Source organism: Flavobacterium xanthum (assembly GCF_900142695.1).
In the GTDB taxonomy this organism is placed as follows: domain Bacteria; phylum Bacteroidota; class Bacteroidia; order Flavobacteriales; family Flavobacteriaceae; genus Flavobacterium; species Flavobacterium xanthum.
Genome location: NZ_FRBU01000033.1, coordinates 1 through 19,422, shown reverse-complemented (window position 1 = coordinate 19,422; position 19,422 = coordinate 1). Strand labels below are relative to the sequence as shown.

Sequence of the window (19,422 nt, the reverse complement as noted above, 5' to 3'; positions counted from 1 at the left end):
CCTGAAAAATCAAATGACGGGGGAATACAATTGTGCTGCTTTTAGTATGAATCTATAAAACCAGTTAATATGAAAACAATTTTAGTTGCTGAGGATGACGAAATGATGTCAAAAGCCATGGAATTTAAATTGGTTAGAGAAGGATATAAAGTCCTTTTATGTCCAAACGGTCAGATTGCACTAGAAAAAATTGTTTCTGAAAATCCAGATTTAATAATTTCAGATATTATGATGCCATTTGTAACCGGTTTAGATATTGTCAAAAAAGTAAAAATCGAGTTGAAATTGAACATCCCAATAATCATGCTGTCTGCAGTGGGATTGGAGAAAACAGTTTTGGAAGCTTTTGAGCTTGGAGCAGATGACTTTATAACAAAACCATTCAGTCCGAATGAATTATCTGTTAGAGTAAAACGCCTGCTGCTTAAGAAATAAAAAGCAGGTACAAGTTGTTCTTGTAGGTATGCACTGCATCCACTTGCAAGGACATAAATCCCCAGAAATAAGGGATAAAAGTACTGTTTCTAAAGCCTAGTGTCATGCTGCATAATTACATAAAATTATAAAATTTTATAGATAAATTGTCGTTAAAAAAAAAGCGAAAATTATGTCACTTTTGCGCTATCATTCTAATTTATAGATATGAATGGACTGTCCTACCAATTTCCACTCTCCTTTTATTTTTTCTACCAATCTAATTTCATGGGAGTAACTTCTTTTACCATCTTTTGCAGTAGAAACTTCGTCATGACTCACCCAAGCATTATTTTCCTTAATACTCATTTTGTAATTTGTATTGATTGCATAGCCGCCATTCCCCATAGATTTTGGATCTGTATTGGTCATTGCAATTGCAGGAATATCTAAAGTGTGTCCATCTATTGTTGAAACTAATATTCTGCTATAGGGTTGGATATGCCAGCATTCGGCATGTCCTTTTCCATCTCCGGCTCTCCATGTTGCTGATTCTTTCTCTAGCAGTTTTTTGATATTTTCTGATTCGTCACTCTTTTGATTACAAGCAATTAGTGTTACTGCAATAATCGAGTAAAGTAATGTTTTATAATTCATAATGTTTTTTTTGGAGTTATTAAAATTTGTTTCAACTCTTCAGAATAAAACAACATTTTTTTAGTGAATAAAGTCAATACAATAGTAGCAACTTTCTATGTAGTATTCTGAAAATCAAATTCTTTTGTAATTTTGGACAGATCGAAGTAAAAAATAGACCACCAAGTCGTTTTCAATTCTTCTGTAACGCGTTGTCCAAAAAAAGGTTATTTTTTAAAACTAATTTCATCCAATCCAACCGTGTATTCTATGCGCTGATTGTCGGAACTATCCCAAATTTCCATTTTTATTTTTGGAATTTTATTTTTCCAATCGATAGTAATTAAGCCAAAATGATTTTCCATAATGGGACCTTCAATTCTATTTTTATTTGGTGTAGCAAAATGCCAAGTGGAGGAAAGACCGCTGGAAGTTACATCATAAATAGGATAGAGATCTGGTTCAGTAAGTTTCGAAATTTCAGCATAATGTACGTCTCCTGTTAAAAATAAAACACCATTAGCTTTTGTCTTTTTGATGAGATTTAAGAATTTTTTTTGCTCCAGCGGAAAATTAGCCCAACCTTCATAGCCATTATATTCAATTCCAAACTGAGATCCGGAACCAATCAACCTAATGGAGGCGGGTTTCTTTAATTCCTCTTCCAACCATTTCCATTGCGCTGCTCCTAAATAGGTTGAATCAGGTTTTTGTTGCTGAGTATAATCTAGATCGTAGAAAAACCGTTTATCCGCAGCAACTTCGCCGTTGTATTTCTTGTAATTATCTCTAAAAGTACGGTTGTCTAACAAGATAATCTGTATTTTTTTTCCTTTGTTTTCATACATATAGGAAGTGTAAATACCTTTATGTTTTCTTCTTTCTGAATCTTTAGGTTCATCAAAAAAACTCAGAAAAAGTTCCTTAGATTCTGCTTTTTTGGGATAATGCCTGCCGGCATCATTTTGTCCATAATCATGATCATCCCAAGTTGCAATAATAGGAATGTGTTTTTTTAGATTTTGGAAAGAGGGCTTGGCGGCTAACTGTTCGTATTTAGATTGAAGAATAGTCATGTTATCCGTATCTCCATAAATGTTATCGCCAAGGAAGATAAATAAATCAGGTTTGTGTTGCACTACAACATCAAAAATGGGCAACGGATTACTTTGATGTGAACAAGAACCAAAAGCTATTTTTGAAATATTCTTTTGACAATACCCATTGTAGGAAAGCAGTAAAAGCAATACTGCATACAAGAGGATTTTATTAAAACTATATTGAATCATTTTTTATATTTTGTGGGTTATATATTTTTAACAAAAATCAACACAGTTCCAAACGAAGTACTGCATCACTTGTAATGACTAGAAAATAAATTCATAATGACCAAATGTAATAAAAAAGAACGGCAAACAAAAGCATGAGATAGCCTCTGAAAAATAAAATATTTGACTCAAAACAGTTGTTAATTAAAAGTTAAAACGTTGATTAACTTACAATTTGAAGACACTAAAAATTATTTTTGATATTGATTAACCATTAAATAACCACCAAATGAAGAAATTTTTCATTTTAACTGCAATCGCAGCCACATTGTTAATACCCACCACCCAGTTTGCCCAATCTAAAAGAAAAAAAGATAAAAATGCTGTGGCGCTTCCCGCTCCAGATAAGAAGCCAGAACCTATCATCAAGGAATACAGTAAGGTAATTACCAAAGACGCTATTTCAGATCAAGGCTTGTTCACGGTTCATAAAGTAGATAAAAAATATTTTTTTGAAATCCCGAACAAATACTTAGATAAAGACATGCTTTTAGTGAGCCGGTTGTCTAAATTACCTTCTAATTTAGGAGGTGGTTATGTAAATGCAGGATCCGAAACGAACGAACAGTTGATTGTTTGGCAACGTTTTCAAGATAAAATCTTAATTAAATTGAAATCATTTAGCGCGGTGGCTAATGACAGTTTGCCAATCAGTATATCGGTTAAATCCAACAATTATGAGCCTACTTTATTTGCTTTTGATATTGCTGCATTCAGCAAAGATTCAGCAAGTACGGTAATTGACGTAACTAAATTTTATGGTACAGATGTAAAATCGATCAGCGGGTTATCAGCTGAAATGAGAGAAACCTATAAAGTAAAAGGATTGGATGAATCTCGCAGTTTTATCAATACAATGAAAAGTTTCCCCTTGAATATTGAAGTGATTCAAGATTTTAGTTATAATGCTTCTAAACCGCCTAGTCAAGAAGATGCCGAAACGATCAGCATCCAAATGAATCAATCGATGATTCTGTTGCCTGAAAAATTGATGCAACCGCGCCTCGCTGATCCGCGCGTGGGCTGGTTTACGATGAGCCAAATCGATTATGGAAGTAACGAATTAAAATCAGACAGTAAAACCTACATTCGCCGCTGGAAATTGGAGCCTAAAGATCCTGTCGCTTATGCCAAAGGGGAGTTGGTGGAACCTATCAAGCCTATTGTTTATTATCTAGATCCTGCCACTCCTGAAAAACTGCGCAAGTACATCAAGCAAGGTATTGAAGATTGGCAAAAGCCTTTTGAAACAGCTGGTTTTAAAAATGCAATTATTGCCAAAGATGCACCAACAAAGGAACAAGATCCTGATTTCAGCCCAGAAGATATTCGGTATTCTGTAATTCGGTATGTGGCGAGTACGACGCGTAATGCGGTTGGACCAAGTGTGTCTGATCCAAGAACAGGAGAAATAATCGAGAGCGACGTGATTTGGTACCACAACCATTTGCGCTCCTACAGAAACCGCTATTTATTAGAAACCGGAGCTGCAAATCCAACTGCACGAACCTTAAACACCAGTGAGGAAGAAATGGGTGAAATGATGCGTATGGTTATCGCTCACGAAGTGGGACATGCGCTTGGTTTTCCCCACAACATGGGCGCAAGTTGTGCTTATGATACCGAAAGTTATCGAGATGGTGACTTTACACAAAAAAGTGGAATCGCGGCCAGTTTGATGGATTATGCGCGCTTTAATTATATTGCACAGCCTGGAGATAAAAACATTCGTTTTATCCGTAAAATGGGGCCGTACGATCATTACGCAACTAATTGGGGATACAGAGTGATTCCTAATGTGACTTCCGCCGAAGCAGAAGTGCCTACATTAGACCAATGGATAATGGAAAAATCTGCAAATATTATTTATAAATATGGCAAACAAAGCAGCAGTTTTGACCCTACTTCGCAAACAGAAGATATTGGGAATAATGCGATGAAAGCGAGTACTTATGGACTCAAAAACTTGCAGTATGTAGCCTCACATTTATCAGAATGGACCAGTGACGTAACTAATAATTATGAAGATTTAGATGAATTATACAAAGAGATGTTAGATGTTTGGAGCAGGTATGTAGGACATGTCGTTACCAATGTTGGAGGAGTTTATGAAACTGCTAAAAAACCAAACCAGAACGGAACTATTTATGATGTTGTTCCAAAAGCCAAACAACAGGAAGCCATGCAATGGTTGCAAACAAATGCTTTTGCTTCTCCAACCTGGTTGGTCAATGTGACTACTTTGAAAAATATTGATTACTCAGGATACACAGAGCGTTTCCGCAACTTGCAAGCCCGACATGTAAATAATGTGCTGAGTTTTGAGCGTATTGGGCGATTAATGGATGCAGAAATAATGGGAGCAGCTAATTATAAAGCGCTCGATTTACTTGGGGATATGCGTAAAGGAATCTGGAAAGAAGCTGCTTTGCCAACGAATGTTACCATTTATAGACGCAACCTACAACGCGCTTACATCGAGAGAATGGGGTATCTGATGAAAGAAGAAATTAAAGCAGGTCGCTCTTCTGACTTTTACAATGTGGCACAATCTGATATAAGAGGATTGGTCAGAGGCGAGTTGAACACCTTAAAAAACACTTTGTCAGTTGCTAAAACGAGAGGCATAAATACAGAAACAAAATACCATTATGAAGATGCCATCAAACGAATTGAATTAATCCTAAATCCTAAATAAGCAACATTCATGTGCTTCTGTTACATAAAAAAAGTCCGCTTTCGAGCGGACTTTTTGGTTTGATGCAATAGACTTTACAATTAAAAACAGATTTATTTCATTGGAAAGTTTGCTTCGAAAGTCTTAAATCTAAGATCTAAATCCTTAAGAAGTTGTTTTTTTACACCCTCATCCTTTATAAAACTGTAATTGATGCTGTTGTACACATATTGCTTGATATCGCTGTAAGAAACGCCCTTGTATCTTTTGGCTAATAGTACATATTGCTCAGTCATATTAGTACGTAAAATTCCAGCATCATCCGTACTAATAACAATAGGAACACCAAATTCCTTATACATGGTCAATGGATGACGGCTGTCTTTGACTTTTAAAATAAATTCGTTACTTACTAAATTAATTTCAATTGGGATTGATTTCTTGGCCATGTAACGCAATAAATCATACGAGTCTTTTTCGTAAGCTAAGTCTACTCCGTGACCAATTCTGTTGGCTCCTGCAGTATAAACCGCAGCGCTGATGTGCCACGTAAGTTCTTCGGGTTGTACTAATCCCAAGGTAAGTTCGCCAGCATGCATCGCGTATTTTACGTCTGGATAACGGGAATGACAATATTTAAACATTATCATGTGCAACCAATAATCCTTCATCGACGTTGCTCCATCTTCTGGAGAAACAATGTTGACTCCTGCAATCAGCGGACTTTCATCTGCCGAAATAAAAGCGATAACCAGATTCTTGAATAAATCGACAGGTTCCATGAAACGCAATACAAAATTTTGGTACCGCATTGTAAATTGTTTGTCATCAATTTTAAGGTCTTTGTGAAGTTTTGCCACAAAATTAGTGTTGAAATCTTTGGCATAAGATTCAGCCTCTTTTTTTAATAAGGAGCTGTAAACAGAATCTAATGTGGTTAAAATTGCTTTTTCGTCTTTCGCCAAAGCTAATTTTCGCAATCTTGAGTTGAACTTTGTTAAATCATCCGTATTTAGGGTTGTTGGAATCGTAGATAATTGGGTTTCAATGTAACTAACGTTTTCAGAAATAGCTCTGTTTTTGAGTTCCAATAATCCTTGTCCAAAATTTCCCTTTATAGCTGGTTCAAACTTCATAAAGGATTCGAAAAATAACTTATCAGAAGGGTAATCCACATAATTATAGTCCTTTATAGACCATTTTTGCATGATTTTTTGTTGGTAAGAATCTAGAGTTCCATTCGTTTTTAAGGTAGAGAATAATTGCCAATCTCCCGAAGATGGTTTTTCTTTTCGGACATCCATCGTTTCCGTATTCAAATAAAAATTAGCTGCAATGGCACGTTGCAATAAAGGTTCTGCATAAATAGAACCGGAAAAATGGTGGTGTAAATCGCCGCCTTTTGGCATGTGGGAAAAGAAAGCAGTCAACGCGACTTCGTTATCCCTAATAGTCTCAAAATAGTCATTCGTTGCTTGAGAATAGCTGCTGGTTAAACAAAAAGCAAAAAATAAAGTATATAGTAATTTCATAAAATAATTTTTTAAAGAACTGATTTTTTATCTGTCAAAATTGGTCCGTTGTATTTCTACTTAATTTTTGCGAATAAAAAATATTTAATAGGTCAAAGATGAATATTTTTGATGGATTTTAAAAATTTAGAGCTAAAAGTCTTATTTTTTTAAAGCAAGAGATAACTGCGGTCTTATTAACGGAATTCTAAAATACTTTGTACCATAGCCTAAGTGTTGTGCAGTAGGTCCAATTCTGGTTGTAAAAACAATTAAAAAGTTCTATTTTTGCAATTCCGATGAAAAAACAACGTACAACCTCTTCTCAAGATTTTCCGCACTGATTTATAGATTGTAAATCGAGGGATTTCTCCCAAAAACAATTTATCGAATTTTGTTTCGATGTGATTTCTTACTATGAAATTGTGTCGTCCACTTATATTTATGAAATGAAAAAAGTATTTAATTTATTTGATTTTTCTCAAAAAGTCAATTTTAGAATAGAAATTTTAGCAGGTTTGACCGTAGCTATGACGATGATTCCAGAATCGCTTTCTTTTGCAATAGTTGCCGGTTTCCCACCTTTGATGGGGTTGTATGCTGCATTTATTGCGGGTTTAATCACAGCAGTTTTTGGTGGAAGACCTGGAATGATATCTGGAGGAGCTGGAGCTACAGTGATTGTTTTAATTGCTTTAATGAAGTCCAACGGCTTAGAATATGTTTTTGCAGCAGTAGCTTTGGCAGGTGCTTTACAAATTCTAGTGGGCATCTTTAAACTCGGAAAATTTATACGATTGGTACCGCAACCGGTTATGTTTGGGTTCGTCAATGGTTTAGCGGTTATTATTTTCATGTCGCAATTGGATCAATTCAAAGCAATTGTCAATGGGCAAATTGAATGGCTTTCCGGAAATCCTTTACTAATTATGATAGGTTTAGTTGCACTTACCATTGCGATTATCGTGGTGCTGCCAAAAGTAACAAAAGCGATACCGGCTTCATTAGCCGCTATTATCGTTGTTTTTGCACTGGTTTTTTTCTTTGGAATCGAAACAAAAACGGTCCAAGATATTGCTTCAATCAGCGGCGGTTTTCCTCCATTTCATATTCCTAATGTTCCAATTACTTTTGAAATGTTTGAAATTATATTTCCGTATGCCTTAATCATGTCCTCTGTAGGATTGACTGAAGGATTATTAACACTGTCCTTGGTAGATGAAATTACAGGCACTAAAGGCAATGGAAATCGAGAATGTATTGCGCAAGGAAGTTCAAATATTTTAAATGGTTTTTTCTTCGGGATGGGAGGATGTCCCATGATTGCACAAACATTGGTGAATCTATCTGCAGGTTCTAGAGCACGTTTGTCTGGAATTGTAGCTGCCTTGACAATACTGCTTATTATTTTGTTTGGAGCTCCAATAATTGAACAATTACCCATGGCAGCTTTGGTTGGTGTCATGATTATGGTAGCTATTGGAACATTTGAGTGGGCGAGTTTCCGAATTATAAATAAAATGCCAAAACATGATATTTTTGTTGGAATACTAGTAGCAGTAATTACCATTCTGTTGCACAATTTAGCGCTTGCAGTTTTAATAGGAGTGATTATTTCCGCACTAGTTTTTGCTTGGGAAAGTGCTAAAAGAATTCGGGCAAAAAAATACATTGATGCAAAAGGAGTGAAACATTATGAAATATATGGCCCTTTATTTTTTGCGTCCACAACCGCTTTCTCTGAGAAATTTGATGTTTTCAATGATCCAAATGAGGTTATTATTGATTTTAAAGAAAGCAAAATTACGGATATGAGTGCGATTGATGCCGTTAACAAAATTACAGAACGGTACGCTAAACTTAATAAAACGGTCCATTTACAACATTTAAGTGCGGATTGTAAAACCTTACTAAAAAATGCAGATCAGATTATAGACGTTAATATTCTAGAAGATCCAACCTATAAAGTAGTGATTGATTAAATAAAGTGCCAATTAGTAATGGTAGTCTTTTTTTATCATTAAGAAAATCAAGAACAGTAGAACTTAATTTTCTTAATGATTTTAAAAAATATACTATGATTTAGGTAGAGCGACTTTTTTGTAAAAATAAATGGCCTAAGATTTTAAATGTAAAATTTATTTTTTGACAAAACTATTTATATTAGGAACCTTGAATTTTCATTGCTTCTGCGGCCAATCTTCCCGTTTTTAAAGCGGCATTGATAGAGCCATTCAGCAAGTGGTCTCCACAAATATAAAGTACATCTGATATTTTTATTTCAGAAGCCGCGATTTCATTCCGCACACTTTCCTGTGTTGGCAAAGCATATTCAATCCGATATGCTTTTAGCATTTTCCATGAAGTAACTTTTTGACCGTACCACTGTTTTAATTCATCTTTCATATTTTCTGCCAAAGTTGCGTCATCAATAGTTGGGATTCCATTGTAGGAAACAGAAATAAGTACTTTGCCTTTTGGCGCATAAGCTTCAGAAACATTAGAAAGAACCGTCAAATTATTGACCCACTTTTTCTGTGTTGAAGCATTCAATACAACTACGGCTTTATCAGTAGGCGCTTCTTTGGCTTCAAAATAGAGGTTAGTCACTTGATGTGAAGTCATTTTTTGGTTAGGAAAAAATTGTTTTGTAAGTTGATTGGCGGTCGTTGCCAAAAGGATTTGGTTGGCTTCTAAAATTGTTCCATCTGCGGTAGTTACTTTATTGCCATCAACAGCAGTTACCTTCGTATTGCATGCTATACTTCCTTGGGGAAGCATGTCTACTAGTTGCTTTGGGATTTCTTCCATTCCTAAAGCAGGAACTGCTACGTCACCATCAGAAAACATTTTCATCACAAAATCGAACATTCGTCGGGAAGTTTGCAATTTATTTTCTAAAAAGATTCCAGAAAGGAAAGGGGCATAAAAACGCTGAATCATCTTTGGACTAAAACCATATTCAGCCAGTTGCTTTTGTGTTGTTTGTTCTGGTTGTTCGAAAATAGCTTCGATGGTTAATTTTTGTAATTTATTTTTTAACCATAGGGTATTCATTTTATCTTTTAACGTACCAACTGGCGCAAAAAGGGTTGCCAATGCTGCCGAAGGTCTTCGTAAGGGATCTGCAATTTCAAAAATGCCTCCGTCATAAAGTACGGTGGCTCCAGGCAGCATTTTTTTTAGTTGTAAGTCTTTATAATTGAGTAAGGTTTGCGTTTCTGGGTAAGCAGTCAAAAGTACTTGGAAACCTCGATCTAAGAGAAATCCGTCATGAGAATCGGTTTTTATTCTTCCTCCCGCACGGTCGCTGGCCTCTAGAACAAGTACTTTTCTCCCTTGGCGGTGCAAATGAACAGCCGCAGCCAGTCCTGACAGTCCCGCTCCAATAATAATCACATCGTGTTTCATAGTTTTAATCCTCTTTAGTACAAAAATAGGCCAAATAACATTTCCGATTGGCGCAAATAAGGACGAATTTAAAATTTAAAAATACTTGGTAAAAGGGGCAACCAAGTGTTACTTTTATTTAAGTCTAAGCTGCATTAATAAATCAGTTTGTTTGTCATTTCCCAATGTAAAAACATGTTGGTCAAAAACGACAAATCCATTTTTAGCATAAAATTGAAGCGCTCTGTAGTTTTCTTCCCAGACACCAAGCCAAATAGAAGCAACACCATTATTTTCGGCTATCTTTTTTGCCTGGTTCAGCAACAATTGTCCAATGTTTTTACCGTGAAAAGTTTGCAAAACATAAATTCGATGTACCTCCAAAGCATTTTGATCATGGGTTTCGGTTTGGGCATCTCCAAAGTTTATTTTTAGATAACCAACGGCTACTCTATTCGAATAGGCTAAATAAAACATTGAATTCGTATTGCTTAATTCCGTTGTTAATTGCTGTGTGTTGAAACTATCATTGATGTAGTTGGTAATATTATCAGGCGTATTTACGGCAGCAAAGGTTTCTGTAAATGTTTGAATACTTAATTTTTGGAGTATTTCAAGATCATTTAGAGTTGCTTTTTGGATTTCAATTGGATTCATTTTGAGGTCCTCTTTTGAGTTATTTCGAACTCAAAAATACGCAAATATAATGGGTTGTGAATTTAATTATTTATGACATTATTAAACAAATCGATGCAAATAGTTGTCGTTTCCGGTTTTCAATTTGTACTTTTGAGTTTATTAATTGAAAGAGCTCGAAAGAGTAGTATTTATGAAAATTGTTATATCACCAGCCAAATCCTTAAATTTCGAGAAAGAATTACCTACTAAATTATATACAGAACCTTTATTTTTAAAAGAGTCAAAACAGATTCAAAAAGTGCTTAAAGAGAAAAAGCCCTCTGATTTATCAGATTTAATGAGTATTTCAGATAAATTGGCCGATTTAAATTGGAAACGAAATCAAGAATGGAAAACGCCTTTTACAACATCAAATGCACGTCCTGCGGTTTATACCTTTGATGGCGATGTGTACACGGGATTAGACGTTTACTCGTTACCTATAAATAAAATTCAAGCCTTACAAGATAATTTGCGCATCCTTTCCGGTTTGTATGGATTGCTGAAACCGTTAGACTTAATGCAGGCCTATAGATTGGAAATGGGAACCAAATTACCCATTGGAGAAAGCAAAAATTTATATGAATATTGGAAACCTACAATTACCGAAGCCTTGAATAAAGAAGTTAATGAAGGAGAATTGTTTGTGAATTTAGCCAGTACTGAATATTTTTCAGCAATAGATGTTAAAGCATTAAATTTTCCTGTAATTACACCAGAATTCAAGGATTACAAAAACGGAAAACTTAAAATAATCAGTTTTTTTGCTAAAAAAGCGAGGGGCATGATGGTGCGCTACATCATCGATACCAATGCTCAAACAGTAGACGATCTAAAAGGTTTCAATTACGATGGCTATCAATTTGACGCCAATTTATCAGAAGGAAGTCATTTGGTTTTTACCCGATAATCCTAGAGACTAGCTATACGAAATCCTGCAAGAAGATGCTGTTTTTGGGTTTATAAGACAACACGATTTATAGCGTAAGAGAAGAAAACGTTATAAATCGTCTATCTATTAATGCATGGCATCGGCTGGATTGATTTTGTTTTTACCTTTTTTTATCAAAAGTATAAAAGGAATACACAACAAAAACAAAGCGCCTAAATAAAGGAAAATATCGATATACGATAGTACAGAACTTTGTACCATTACTTTATATTCTATCGCTTTGTAAGCTTTTGCCAAAGCTTCATTCTCAGAAAACCCTTTGGACATGAATCCCATTTTGAGTTCTTGAACCGTTTTCTGTACTTCAAAGGAAGTAGCATTTAGATGTGATATAAGATTTACTCGGTGTTCCTGATTGAATCTGGCAATGAAAGTGGTGATAATGGCAATACCAAACGACCCCCCTAGTTGTCTCATCATTCCTGTAAAAGCAGCTCCTTCGCCAATACTTTTTCCTTTTAAAGTGGACAATGAAAGTGTAGAAATAGGAACAAATAATAAACCAAGACCAACGCCTCTTAATATTAATGGCCAGTATAAATGTTCTTCACCAGAATCTGGCGTAATTACTTGTTGCATCCAGTAGGTAAAAAGGAAAAAGGTTAGAAAACCTGCAGCAACCATATAGGCTTGTGGGACTCCACGCTGAATCATTTTGCCTATAAAGGGCATCATAATTCCAGTAGTGATGGAGCTAGGAATCAATAATAATCCAGCATCCAATGCACTCCAGCCCAAAACCGATTGTGTATAAATGGGGATAATAAAAGTAGAACCATACAACCCGAAACCAAGTATAAAACACATAATTGTTCCTACTCTTAAGTTGGTATCCTTAAGAACTCTTAAATTCACAATGGGATGTTTGTAGGTTAGCTCTCTCCAAATAAAGAGCAATAAACCAAAAATGGAAATCACAGATAAAAGGACAATAGTAGTATTAGTAAACCAACCATCTTGCTGACCATGTTCTAAAACATATTGTAGAGAACCAATAAAAGCAGTTAAAAGAAAGATTCCCCACCAATCGACTTGACTCGCTTTTAGTTTGTCACCATATTTTGGACTTTTTACGAAGGATAGGGTTAATAATGTAGCGATAATTCCAAGCGGAATGTTGATGTAAAAGATATAAGGCCAGGAAAAATGATCTACAATATATCCTCCCAATGGCGGTCCGAGAGTTGGTCCCACAATCACTCCCATTCCGTAAATGGCTTGTGCCATACCTCTTTTGGCAACGGGGTAACTCTCTGTAATGATGGTTTGTGCAGTTACTAATAAAGCGCCTCCTCCGAGTCCTTGTATAAATCTAAAGGCGACTAATTCCCATATATTATTGGCATTTCCACATAAAAAAGAGGCAACTGTAAAGATAATAATGGAAACTGCAAAATAATTTCTGCGTCCAAACTGTTGCGACAACCAACTCGTCATCGGTATCACAATCACATTGGCAATTGCATAAGCAGTTATTACCCAAGCCACATCAGTTAGAGAAGCACCAAGGCTGCCTCGCATATTGTTTAATGCTACATTTACAATTGTAGTGTCAACAATTTCTAGCATAGCACAAAGAACGGCTGTAATGGTTATGATGACTCTTCTAAAGCCATATTCTACTAAATCGTCTTCTCCGGTTTGTACCATTTTATACTAAATTGTAAACTATCATTCTCTTAAAAGTTCTGCCTCCTTTTGACATTTTAAAAGCTGTCAAATTTTTTATTTAATCCAAGTGTACGTCCACATCTACATTCATTCCTGGGCGTAATAATTTTATTTTTTCTGGATCATTTGTCGTATTCAAACTTATTTTAACTGGTAATCTTTGGATTGTTTTTACAAAATTTCCCGTGGCATTATCAGGAGGTAATAAAGAGAATCGGGAACCTGTAGCCGGTGAGAAAGAGGTAATGGATCCCTGAAAATTATAACCTGGATACGCATCTACTTTTACGGTTACTTTTTGACCAATAACCATTTTGTTTAATTGCGTTTCTTTGAAATTAGCAATTACCCAAGCTTCTTTGTTATTGATGATGTAAAATAACGATTGTCCCGGTTGCACTAATTGTCCGGGTTGAATATCAATTTTTGAAACCTGCCCATCAATTGCAGCAGTTATTGCCGTGTAGGTTAAATTTAATTTGGCAGCATCTAATACGGCTTTGGCTCTTGTAATATTGGCAGCAGCGACTTCTGTTTGCTTGTTTGAAACCTTTGACTTAGCCACAATAACTGATTTTTGAAAAGCACTTGCTCTTTCTTGCTGTTGCAACACACGAACTTGACTTTCTGCTTCCAGCTTTGCAGCTAAGGCTTGCTCGTATTGTTGTTTTGTAATCGAATGGCTTTTGTATAGATTGTCATATCGGTTGTAATCACTGGTAATACGTCCTAATCTAATTTTTGCCGATTCAATATTTCCACCTGCTGATAATACATTCGCATCAGAAACAGAGATGCTGGCCAATGCACTTCCAATATCAGCTTTAGAAACTTCAAAATTACCTTCCGCTCCAACCATTGCAGCATTGGCTTCTTCAATTTTTAATTGATAATCTCTTTTGTCAATCGTAAAAAGCGTATCGCCTTTCTTTACAAAATCATTGTCTTTGATATATACTTTGTCCACATATCCCGAAACTCTTGGGATAATTGGATTCATGTTTTTTTCAATTTGGGCATCATCAGTTTCCTCATGCGATTGGGAATGCATGTATTTATAAGTCCCGTAAGTTGCACCTAAAACTACCAAAGCCACTAGGATAATAATAAATTTTTTATTTGTTTTTTTCTTTTCCATGGGGTGTGATTATTTTTGTGCAATATTGAAGGTTTGTGATAGTTGGCCGGTTACGGAAAGCAACTCGTAGTATTTTTGAATGGTATTGGCTCTGGCCAAAGCTTTATTAATTTTAGAGCTTAGTTGCTCTACATCCGCTTCCAATAAATCATTGGTATCGGATAGTCCATTATCATATTTGTCTTTAACTATGCGGTAATTTTCAGTAGATTGCTCTTCTGCTTCCGCATAAACAACACTTTGTTTTAACGCTAAGTCGTAGTCTTCGATAGCCTTTTTTACCTGAATTTTAATGTAATCAGTTAAAATCGATTCTGAATTTTGTACTTCCAGATATTTACTTTCGGCTAGTTTAACCAGCGTGCCATTTTTAAGTATCGCACTTAAATCATAAGAAATTCCAACACCAATATTCATCGCATTTTGAACCGTGATTACATTGCTCAAGTCTAACGCAGTGTACCCGCCAACAATAGCAATCGCTGGATAGTAGGAACCTTTGGCTATTTTAATATTAGCTTCACTTGCTTTTCCTTGAAAGCGTATGGCTTCTAAATCTTTGCGATTTTCTAAAGCCGGTAATTCATTTGTTGGAACATTCGTCATTTGGAAATCAGCAAAATCTTCTTCCCGAATTTCTAGTTTTGTATTGGGATTTAATTTTAAAAGCGTGACCAAATAAAAGTTGATAATTTTTAGATTGTTGTTCGTCTCGTCAAGTGATAGTTGAATTTGCGAAGTTTGTAATTTAGATTTCAGCAGATCATTTCTGGGAATAATTCCGTTTTTTTCCAGTTCGATAAAATCTTTTACACGTTGTTGTGCACTTTTTTGATTTTCTTTTAAAAGTTCAATTGTTTTTTGAGCTTTGTATAAGCTAGCGTAGTAATCGATAACCCGCAACGCTATTTCTTCTTTTGTTTGCGAAGCCGTTGCCATTTCTGCCTGATATAAATTCTCATAAACAGTAATACTATTCTGAATTTTGAAGCCAGAAAATACAGGAACACTGGCATTCAGTTGTCCAATCATCAATTGATTTACTATTGGTAGTGGTTGCGCGTTGTTATTTTGATTGAGTTTAAAATTAACTGATGCATTAGCCAATCTTTGGTATTGACCCGATAATTTTAAATCTGGATATTGATTGTTTTTAGTGGATTGCAATTCGTACTTTTTGGTTTTTACTTTTGTATTTGCCAACGTAACCTCATTGCTTTTGGTCCAAGCCAAATTAATGGCTTCGTTCAAGGTTAAACTTGTTTTTTCTTGTGCTTCTATAGCGGAAATTCCAATGAAGAAAACCCCAAAGAGCATGAATTGACTAACTTTCATAAATCAGAAGTGCTTTAATAGTTTGTTGAATGTGCTTTGTCAAATTGGTTTTTATGTAGTTATTGTACAAATCTTCTGTTTTTAAATTTAATAAATTTTCGAAGAAAGGTTTATTCATGTGAAAATGAAAGAAAGTACCCAAAATAGTGGGCGTAATAAGCGGAATAATAACGTCTTTTCTGAAAATTCCTTTTTTCTGACCTTCTTCAATAATGGTTTCTAGAGATTTGAGATTTCCCTTTTTTAATTCCGAAAAAGCCTGAAGATTTTGCTCTCTTTTTTTAGAAGTAAATTCAAAGTGTAGAATTCTATAAATTCCTCGATTGCTATTAATTCTATTGATGTACAATTCAATCAGTTTATTGATTTTATCAATAGGCTCCAGATCTTCCTGCAGTAAATTGTCTAATTGATTTTTAAGATCAGAAGTTCTATAAACAATAAGGGATTCCAATAGACGCTCCTTGGAACCAAAGTAATAAGAAACCATGGCAACATTAATTTTTGCCACTTTTGCTATGTTTCGAATAGAAGTGCCATCAAATCCTTTTTCAGCAAAAAGAACTTCAGCCACTTCGAGGATTTGAATTTGTTTTTCGTTAAAATTACTTTTCAATTGGATCTAATTTATTCAAAACAAATTTAAACAAGCGTTTAATTTAAACAACTGTTTAGTTTTTATTTAACATTATATTAACATGAAATAAATTCTTTTTTTATGTTAATATAAAGGTTTTGCGGTCGAATCTAGTTTCCGTGGTAAACTTTTAAATTTCAATACGTTCATTGCCATTTATGAGCAAGATAGTTTGCTTTCATTAGTAGCTCCTTTGTTCATTTCTGTCGTTTTATAGTGTCTAGTTACAGAGTTGTATCCATAATCAATACAGTCTCCCTTATAAATTGTGAATATCTATTTTATGGAAAGTGCTTTTTTTTTCCTTTAAAATCTATCTTTGACCTCCTTAAAAAAACATAGAGATGAGCACAATTTGGTACGAATGCAAAGTAAAATATAGAAAAACAGATGAAACCGGCGGGCAAAAAATCACAACGGAACCCTATTTGGTAGATGCTTTGTCTTACACAGAAGCCGAAAGTAGAATTACTGAGGAAATGTCGGCCTATATTAGTGAAGAGTTTAAAATCACCAATATAAAAATGGCCAATTATGCGGAGATCCATCCATTTGAAAATGCCGATCGTTGGTTTAAATCGAAAGTTTCTTTACTGGCTTATGATGAAGAAAGCGGCAAAGAGCGCAAGACAAGCATGTATTTATTAGTGCAAGCGAATGATGTAAAAGAAGCTTTTGATAATACAACTGGCATCATGAAAGGAACGATGGGTGACTACACTATTCCCGCTATCATGGAATCTCCTATCATGGATGTTTTTCCTTATTTCAGCGGTGAAGAAGGAGAGTTAGAACAAATAGAAAAGTTCAATGCGCTGAAAGCTTCGAAACCAGAAGTTGTTGCAGAAATCGAGGATCACATGGAATTTGAAACTGCTCCTGAAGAAGAAGCTACTGTTTAAGATTGTTTTAAAAAATTCACCGCAAATTCGCAAATTATCGAAACAGTTGTTGGCTGTTTTTATTTGCGAATTTGCGGTTTTTTAATTCCTCGAAGCTCTGCATGGATTTTTTAGCCACAGATTCACAGATTAAAAAAGAGTATTGAAAATCTGTGAATCTGTGGTTGCTATTTCGCTAATACCGCTGGGGCTCTGCATCGAGGTAATTATTCCAAAGTTTTTAGAATTATAATTAGCCCTATTTAGTTAAGACTTTCTCGTATGCTTTTCGTGGGCTTCCTCTAAAATAAACTTCGCCACAATAGGTATAACCTTGACTTTCAAAAATTTTCATCATAGGTAAGTTGTCAAAATTAGTGTCCGCTTTTACACTGAAAATGTTGTTGCTTAACGCAAAATTTTCTATGTTTTTGATCATCAGTTTTGCCAAACCTTTTCCCAAATAGTTTTCAGAAATAGCTACGCGGTGCATCACAACAAAATCATCATTCGTAAGCCACTTTCCTTCCATGTTTCCATAAGCAGGTTCATCATTGATGAGTACGGCACTATAACCGATGATAGTTTTTCCCGCAACTAAAACAAATCCTGCTCCTTGTTCAATATCTTTTTGTACCACTGCTGGATTTGGATAACCGTCTTGCCATTGCGCACTGCCGTCTTCTTTTCGTCGTTGGATGGCTTGTTGCAAAATGGCCCATATTGGAGCTATTTCAGATAGTGTTGCTTTTCTAAAGTTATAATTCATTATTGTAATTTGAGTTTTTTGGTAAATGATTGTGTTTTAAAAGTACAAAATAAATTTTAAATTTGGTCAAATCCCCGCCATATTGCCAAACTAAGGTTAGGCGATCGGTTATTTTTTCAATTTTTCAATAATCGCATCTGAAATTTCAAAAACTTTTCCGTTATAATTATTGTCTAACAAAATTATAGTAAACTTTTTAGTAATATTTGAAACTAAAATTGCTTCATAATTCCCAGCCCTTCCATCGTGTAAATGCTCAATCAAATTTCCGTTTTTATATTTTGCCAATCCTAAAGCTGATTGAGTTTCTTCCAAATTAAATTGTTGACCAATTTCAAAAAGTGATTTTTTGTTTACTATTTTTTTCGAGTGAAGACAATTTACCCATTTTAATAAATCAATTGTAGTTAAATAAGTACCGCCTGTTATGGATAAATCCGTTTTATCTTGAACCAAATTATTATTAAATCCCTTGGCTATGTTTTTTTCATTTTCAAAAGGAGTCATTACAGACGAATTCATTTTGCAAAGTTTGAATATAAATTTCTCTGCATATGTTTTAAAAGACATTCCTGTTAATCGTTCAACAATAAACTGTCTCAAAAAGATATTGTTGTTATTGTAATCATAATTTGTACCTGGTTTAAAATCAAGAGTATCAATTAGTTTTAAACCATCAAAAAGGTCTTTGTCATTTTGAATACTTTTCCAATTTACATTAGGAATTCCACTATTGTACTGTAATAGATCTGCAATAGCAACTTCATTTGCCCATTTTGGTAATTCGGGAATAAATTTGGAAACCTTATCGTTCAGTTTTAGTTTACCTTGTTCTTTTAATTGCATCAAAGCAACCGCACTAAATTCTTTTGTAATTGAGCCAATATTAAATTTATAGTCAGTCGTTAATTTTCTCGTTTTAGTTTCATCAGTAAACCCAAATGAAGCGTTGTATATAATTTTATTATTTTTTGAAACAACTATATTTCCATTGAAAGCTCCAATTTGACTGTAGTGGTTCATTAAAGAATCAATTTGGTTTATTTGTTTTGTTTGAGCAGATATATTGTTTATCAGAAGTAATACAACTATGAAATTTAAGAATAATTGTTTATTATTTTGCATAATTTGATTTCTTGTTTTCTTTTCGGTTTTTTGGTTAACTGAGGTCTTACATTTTGCTGCTTTGAGATGGTTGGATGTTCGTAAACGCTAGGTTTTCGGCCTAACGAAAACTTGATGCGAAACGTTAATTCCACTAAATTCCAGCTAGCTCAAAATGGCTGTTGGCAAATCGTTATTTTATATATTATGCTGCGACCTATTCGCGATGCAACTTTTTTAGAAACTTAAGATAGTTTTTTAAGTTTTCATTTCTATTTTCTAGGCTAAAATCGGAAATAAC

At 34.7% G+C, this 19,422-nt stretch carries 16 protein-coding genes; 5 read left to right on the top strand and 11 right to left on the bottom strand.

What is annotated here, in order from left to right; translation table 11 throughout:
- The first annotated feature begins 69 nt into the window (after positions 1 to 69).
- A complete protein-coding gene (locus BUC11_RS12810; protein ID WP_066081531.1) occupies positions 70 to 435 on the top strand; it encodes a response regulator transcription factor in 366 nt (121 codons plus the stop codon).
- A gap of 189 nt (positions 436 to 624) precedes the next feature.
- On the opposite strand, the gene BUC11_RS12805 is transcribed toward BUC11_RS12810, so the two are convergent.
- On the bottom strand, positions 625 to 1,071 hold the full coding sequence (locus BUC11_RS12805) for an endo-arabinase (protein WP_073354649.1): 447 nt from the start codon (positions 1,069 to 1,071) through the stop codon (positions 625 to 627).
- A gap of 206 nt (positions 1,072 to 1,277) precedes the next feature.
- Positions 1,278 to 2,339, bottom strand: a complete 1,062-nt coding sequence (locus BUC11_RS12800) for an alkaline phosphatase D family protein (protein WP_073354647.1) — start codon at positions 2,337 to 2,339, stop codon at positions 1,278 to 1,280.
- A gap of 268 nt (positions 2,340 to 2,607) precedes the next feature.
- On the opposite strand from BUC11_RS12800, the gene BUC11_RS12795 reads away from it, so the two are divergent.
- Positions 2,608 to 5,076 (top strand): zinc-dependent metalloprotease, encoded by a 2,469-nt coding sequence (locus BUC11_RS12795; protein WP_073354645.1) that lies wholly within the window; start codon positions 2,608 to 2,610, stop codon positions 5,074 to 5,076.
- Positions 5,077 to 5,168: 92 nt separating this feature from the next.
- Here BUC11_RS12795 and BUC11_RS12790 read toward each other — a convergent pair whose 3' ends face one another.
- Entirely contained in the window at positions 5,169 to 6,587 is a 1,419-nt protein-coding gene (locus tag BUC11_RS12790) for an amidohydrolase family protein (protein ID WP_073354643.1), read from the bottom strand.
- Between the two features lie 428 nt (positions 6,588 to 7,015).
- On the opposite strand from BUC11_RS12790, the gene BUC11_RS12785 reads away from it, so the two are divergent.
- Positions 7,016 to 8,548, top strand: coding sequence for a SulP family inorganic anion transporter (locus tag BUC11_RS12785; RefSeq protein ID WP_073354640.1), 1,533 nt, complete (start codon positions 7,016 to 7,018; stop codon positions 8,546 to 8,548).
- A gap of 181 nt (positions 8,549 to 8,729) precedes the next feature.
- Here BUC11_RS12785 and BUC11_RS12780 read toward each other — a convergent pair whose 3' ends face one another.
- Positions 8,730 to 9,977: a protoporphyrinogen/coproporphyrinogen oxidase gene (locus tag BUC11_RS12780; protein WP_073354639.1), complete on the bottom strand. Its 1,248-nt coding sequence runs from the start codon at positions 9,975 to 9,977 to the stop codon at positions 8,730 to 8,732.
- 114 nt (positions 9,978 to 10,091) lie between these two features.
- On the bottom strand, positions 10,092 to 10,613 hold the full coding sequence (locus BUC11_RS12775; RefSeq protein WP_073354637.1) for a GNAT family N-acetyltransferase: 522 nt from the start codon (positions 10,611 to 10,613) through the stop codon (positions 10,092 to 10,094).
- A gap of 172 nt (positions 10,614 to 10,785) precedes the next feature.
- Here BUC11_RS12775 and yaaA point away from each other — a divergent pair, with 172 nt between their 5' ends.
- Complete coding sequence (gene yaaA / locus BUC11_RS12770) at positions 10,786 to 11,544, top strand: peroxide stress protein YaaA (RefSeq protein ID WP_073354681.1); 759 nt, start codon at positions 10,786 to 10,788, stop codon at positions 11,542 to 11,544.
- 108 nt (positions 11,545 to 11,652) lie between these two features.
- Here the strand turns inward: yaaA and BUC11_RS12765 are convergent, their stop codons facing one another.
- From BUC11_RS12765 to BUC11_RS12750, 4 genes are all read right to left on the bottom strand, one after another.
- Positions 11,653 to 13,236, bottom strand: coding sequence for an MDR family MFS transporter (locus BUC11_RS12765; protein WP_073354635.1), 1,584 nt, complete (start codon positions 13,234 to 13,236; stop codon positions 11,653 to 11,655).
- A 79-nt stretch (positions 13,237 to 13,315) separates the two neighbouring features.
- A complete protein-coding gene (locus BUC11_RS12760; protein WP_073354633.1) occupies positions 13,316 to 14,395 on the bottom strand; it encodes an HlyD family secretion protein in 1,080 nt (359 codons plus the stop codon).
- 9 nt (positions 14,396 to 14,404) lie between these two features.
- Positions 14,405 to 15,730: a TolC family protein gene (locus BUC11_RS12755; protein WP_073354631.1), complete on the bottom strand. Its 1,326-nt coding sequence runs from the start codon at positions 15,728 to 15,730 to the stop codon at positions 14,405 to 14,407.
- Positions 15,720 to 16,346 carry a TetR/AcrR family transcriptional regulator gene (locus BUC11_RS12750; protein WP_073354629.1) on the bottom strand — a complete coding sequence of 209 codons (627 nt, stop codon included), beginning with the start codon at positions 16,344 to 16,346 and terminating at the stop codon, positions 15,720 to 15,722. The genes BUC11_RS12755 and BUC11_RS12750 overlap by 11 nt, the downstream gene beginning before the upstream one ends.
- 365 nt (positions 16,347 to 16,711) lie before the next feature.
- On the opposite strand from BUC11_RS12750, the gene BUC11_RS12745 reads away from it, so the two are divergent.
- A complete protein-coding gene (locus BUC11_RS12745; RefSeq protein WP_073354627.1) occupies positions 16,712 to 17,269 on the top strand; it encodes a DUF4494 domain-containing protein in 558 nt (185 codons plus the stop codon).
- 238 nt (positions 17,270 to 17,507) lie between these two features.
- Here BUC11_RS12745 and BUC11_RS12740 read toward each other — a convergent pair whose 3' ends face one another.
- A complete protein-coding gene (locus BUC11_RS12740) occupies positions 17,508 to 18,017 on the bottom strand; it encodes a GNAT family N-acetyltransferase (protein WP_073354625.1) in 510 nt (169 codons plus the stop codon).
- Between the two features lie 108 nt (positions 18,018 to 18,125).
- A complete protein-coding gene (locus BUC11_RS12735; protein ID WP_245793879.1) occupies positions 18,126 to 19,040 on the bottom strand; it encodes a serine hydrolase domain-containing protein in 915 nt (304 codons plus the stop codon).
- Positions 19,041 to 19,422: the final 382 nt, after the last annotated feature.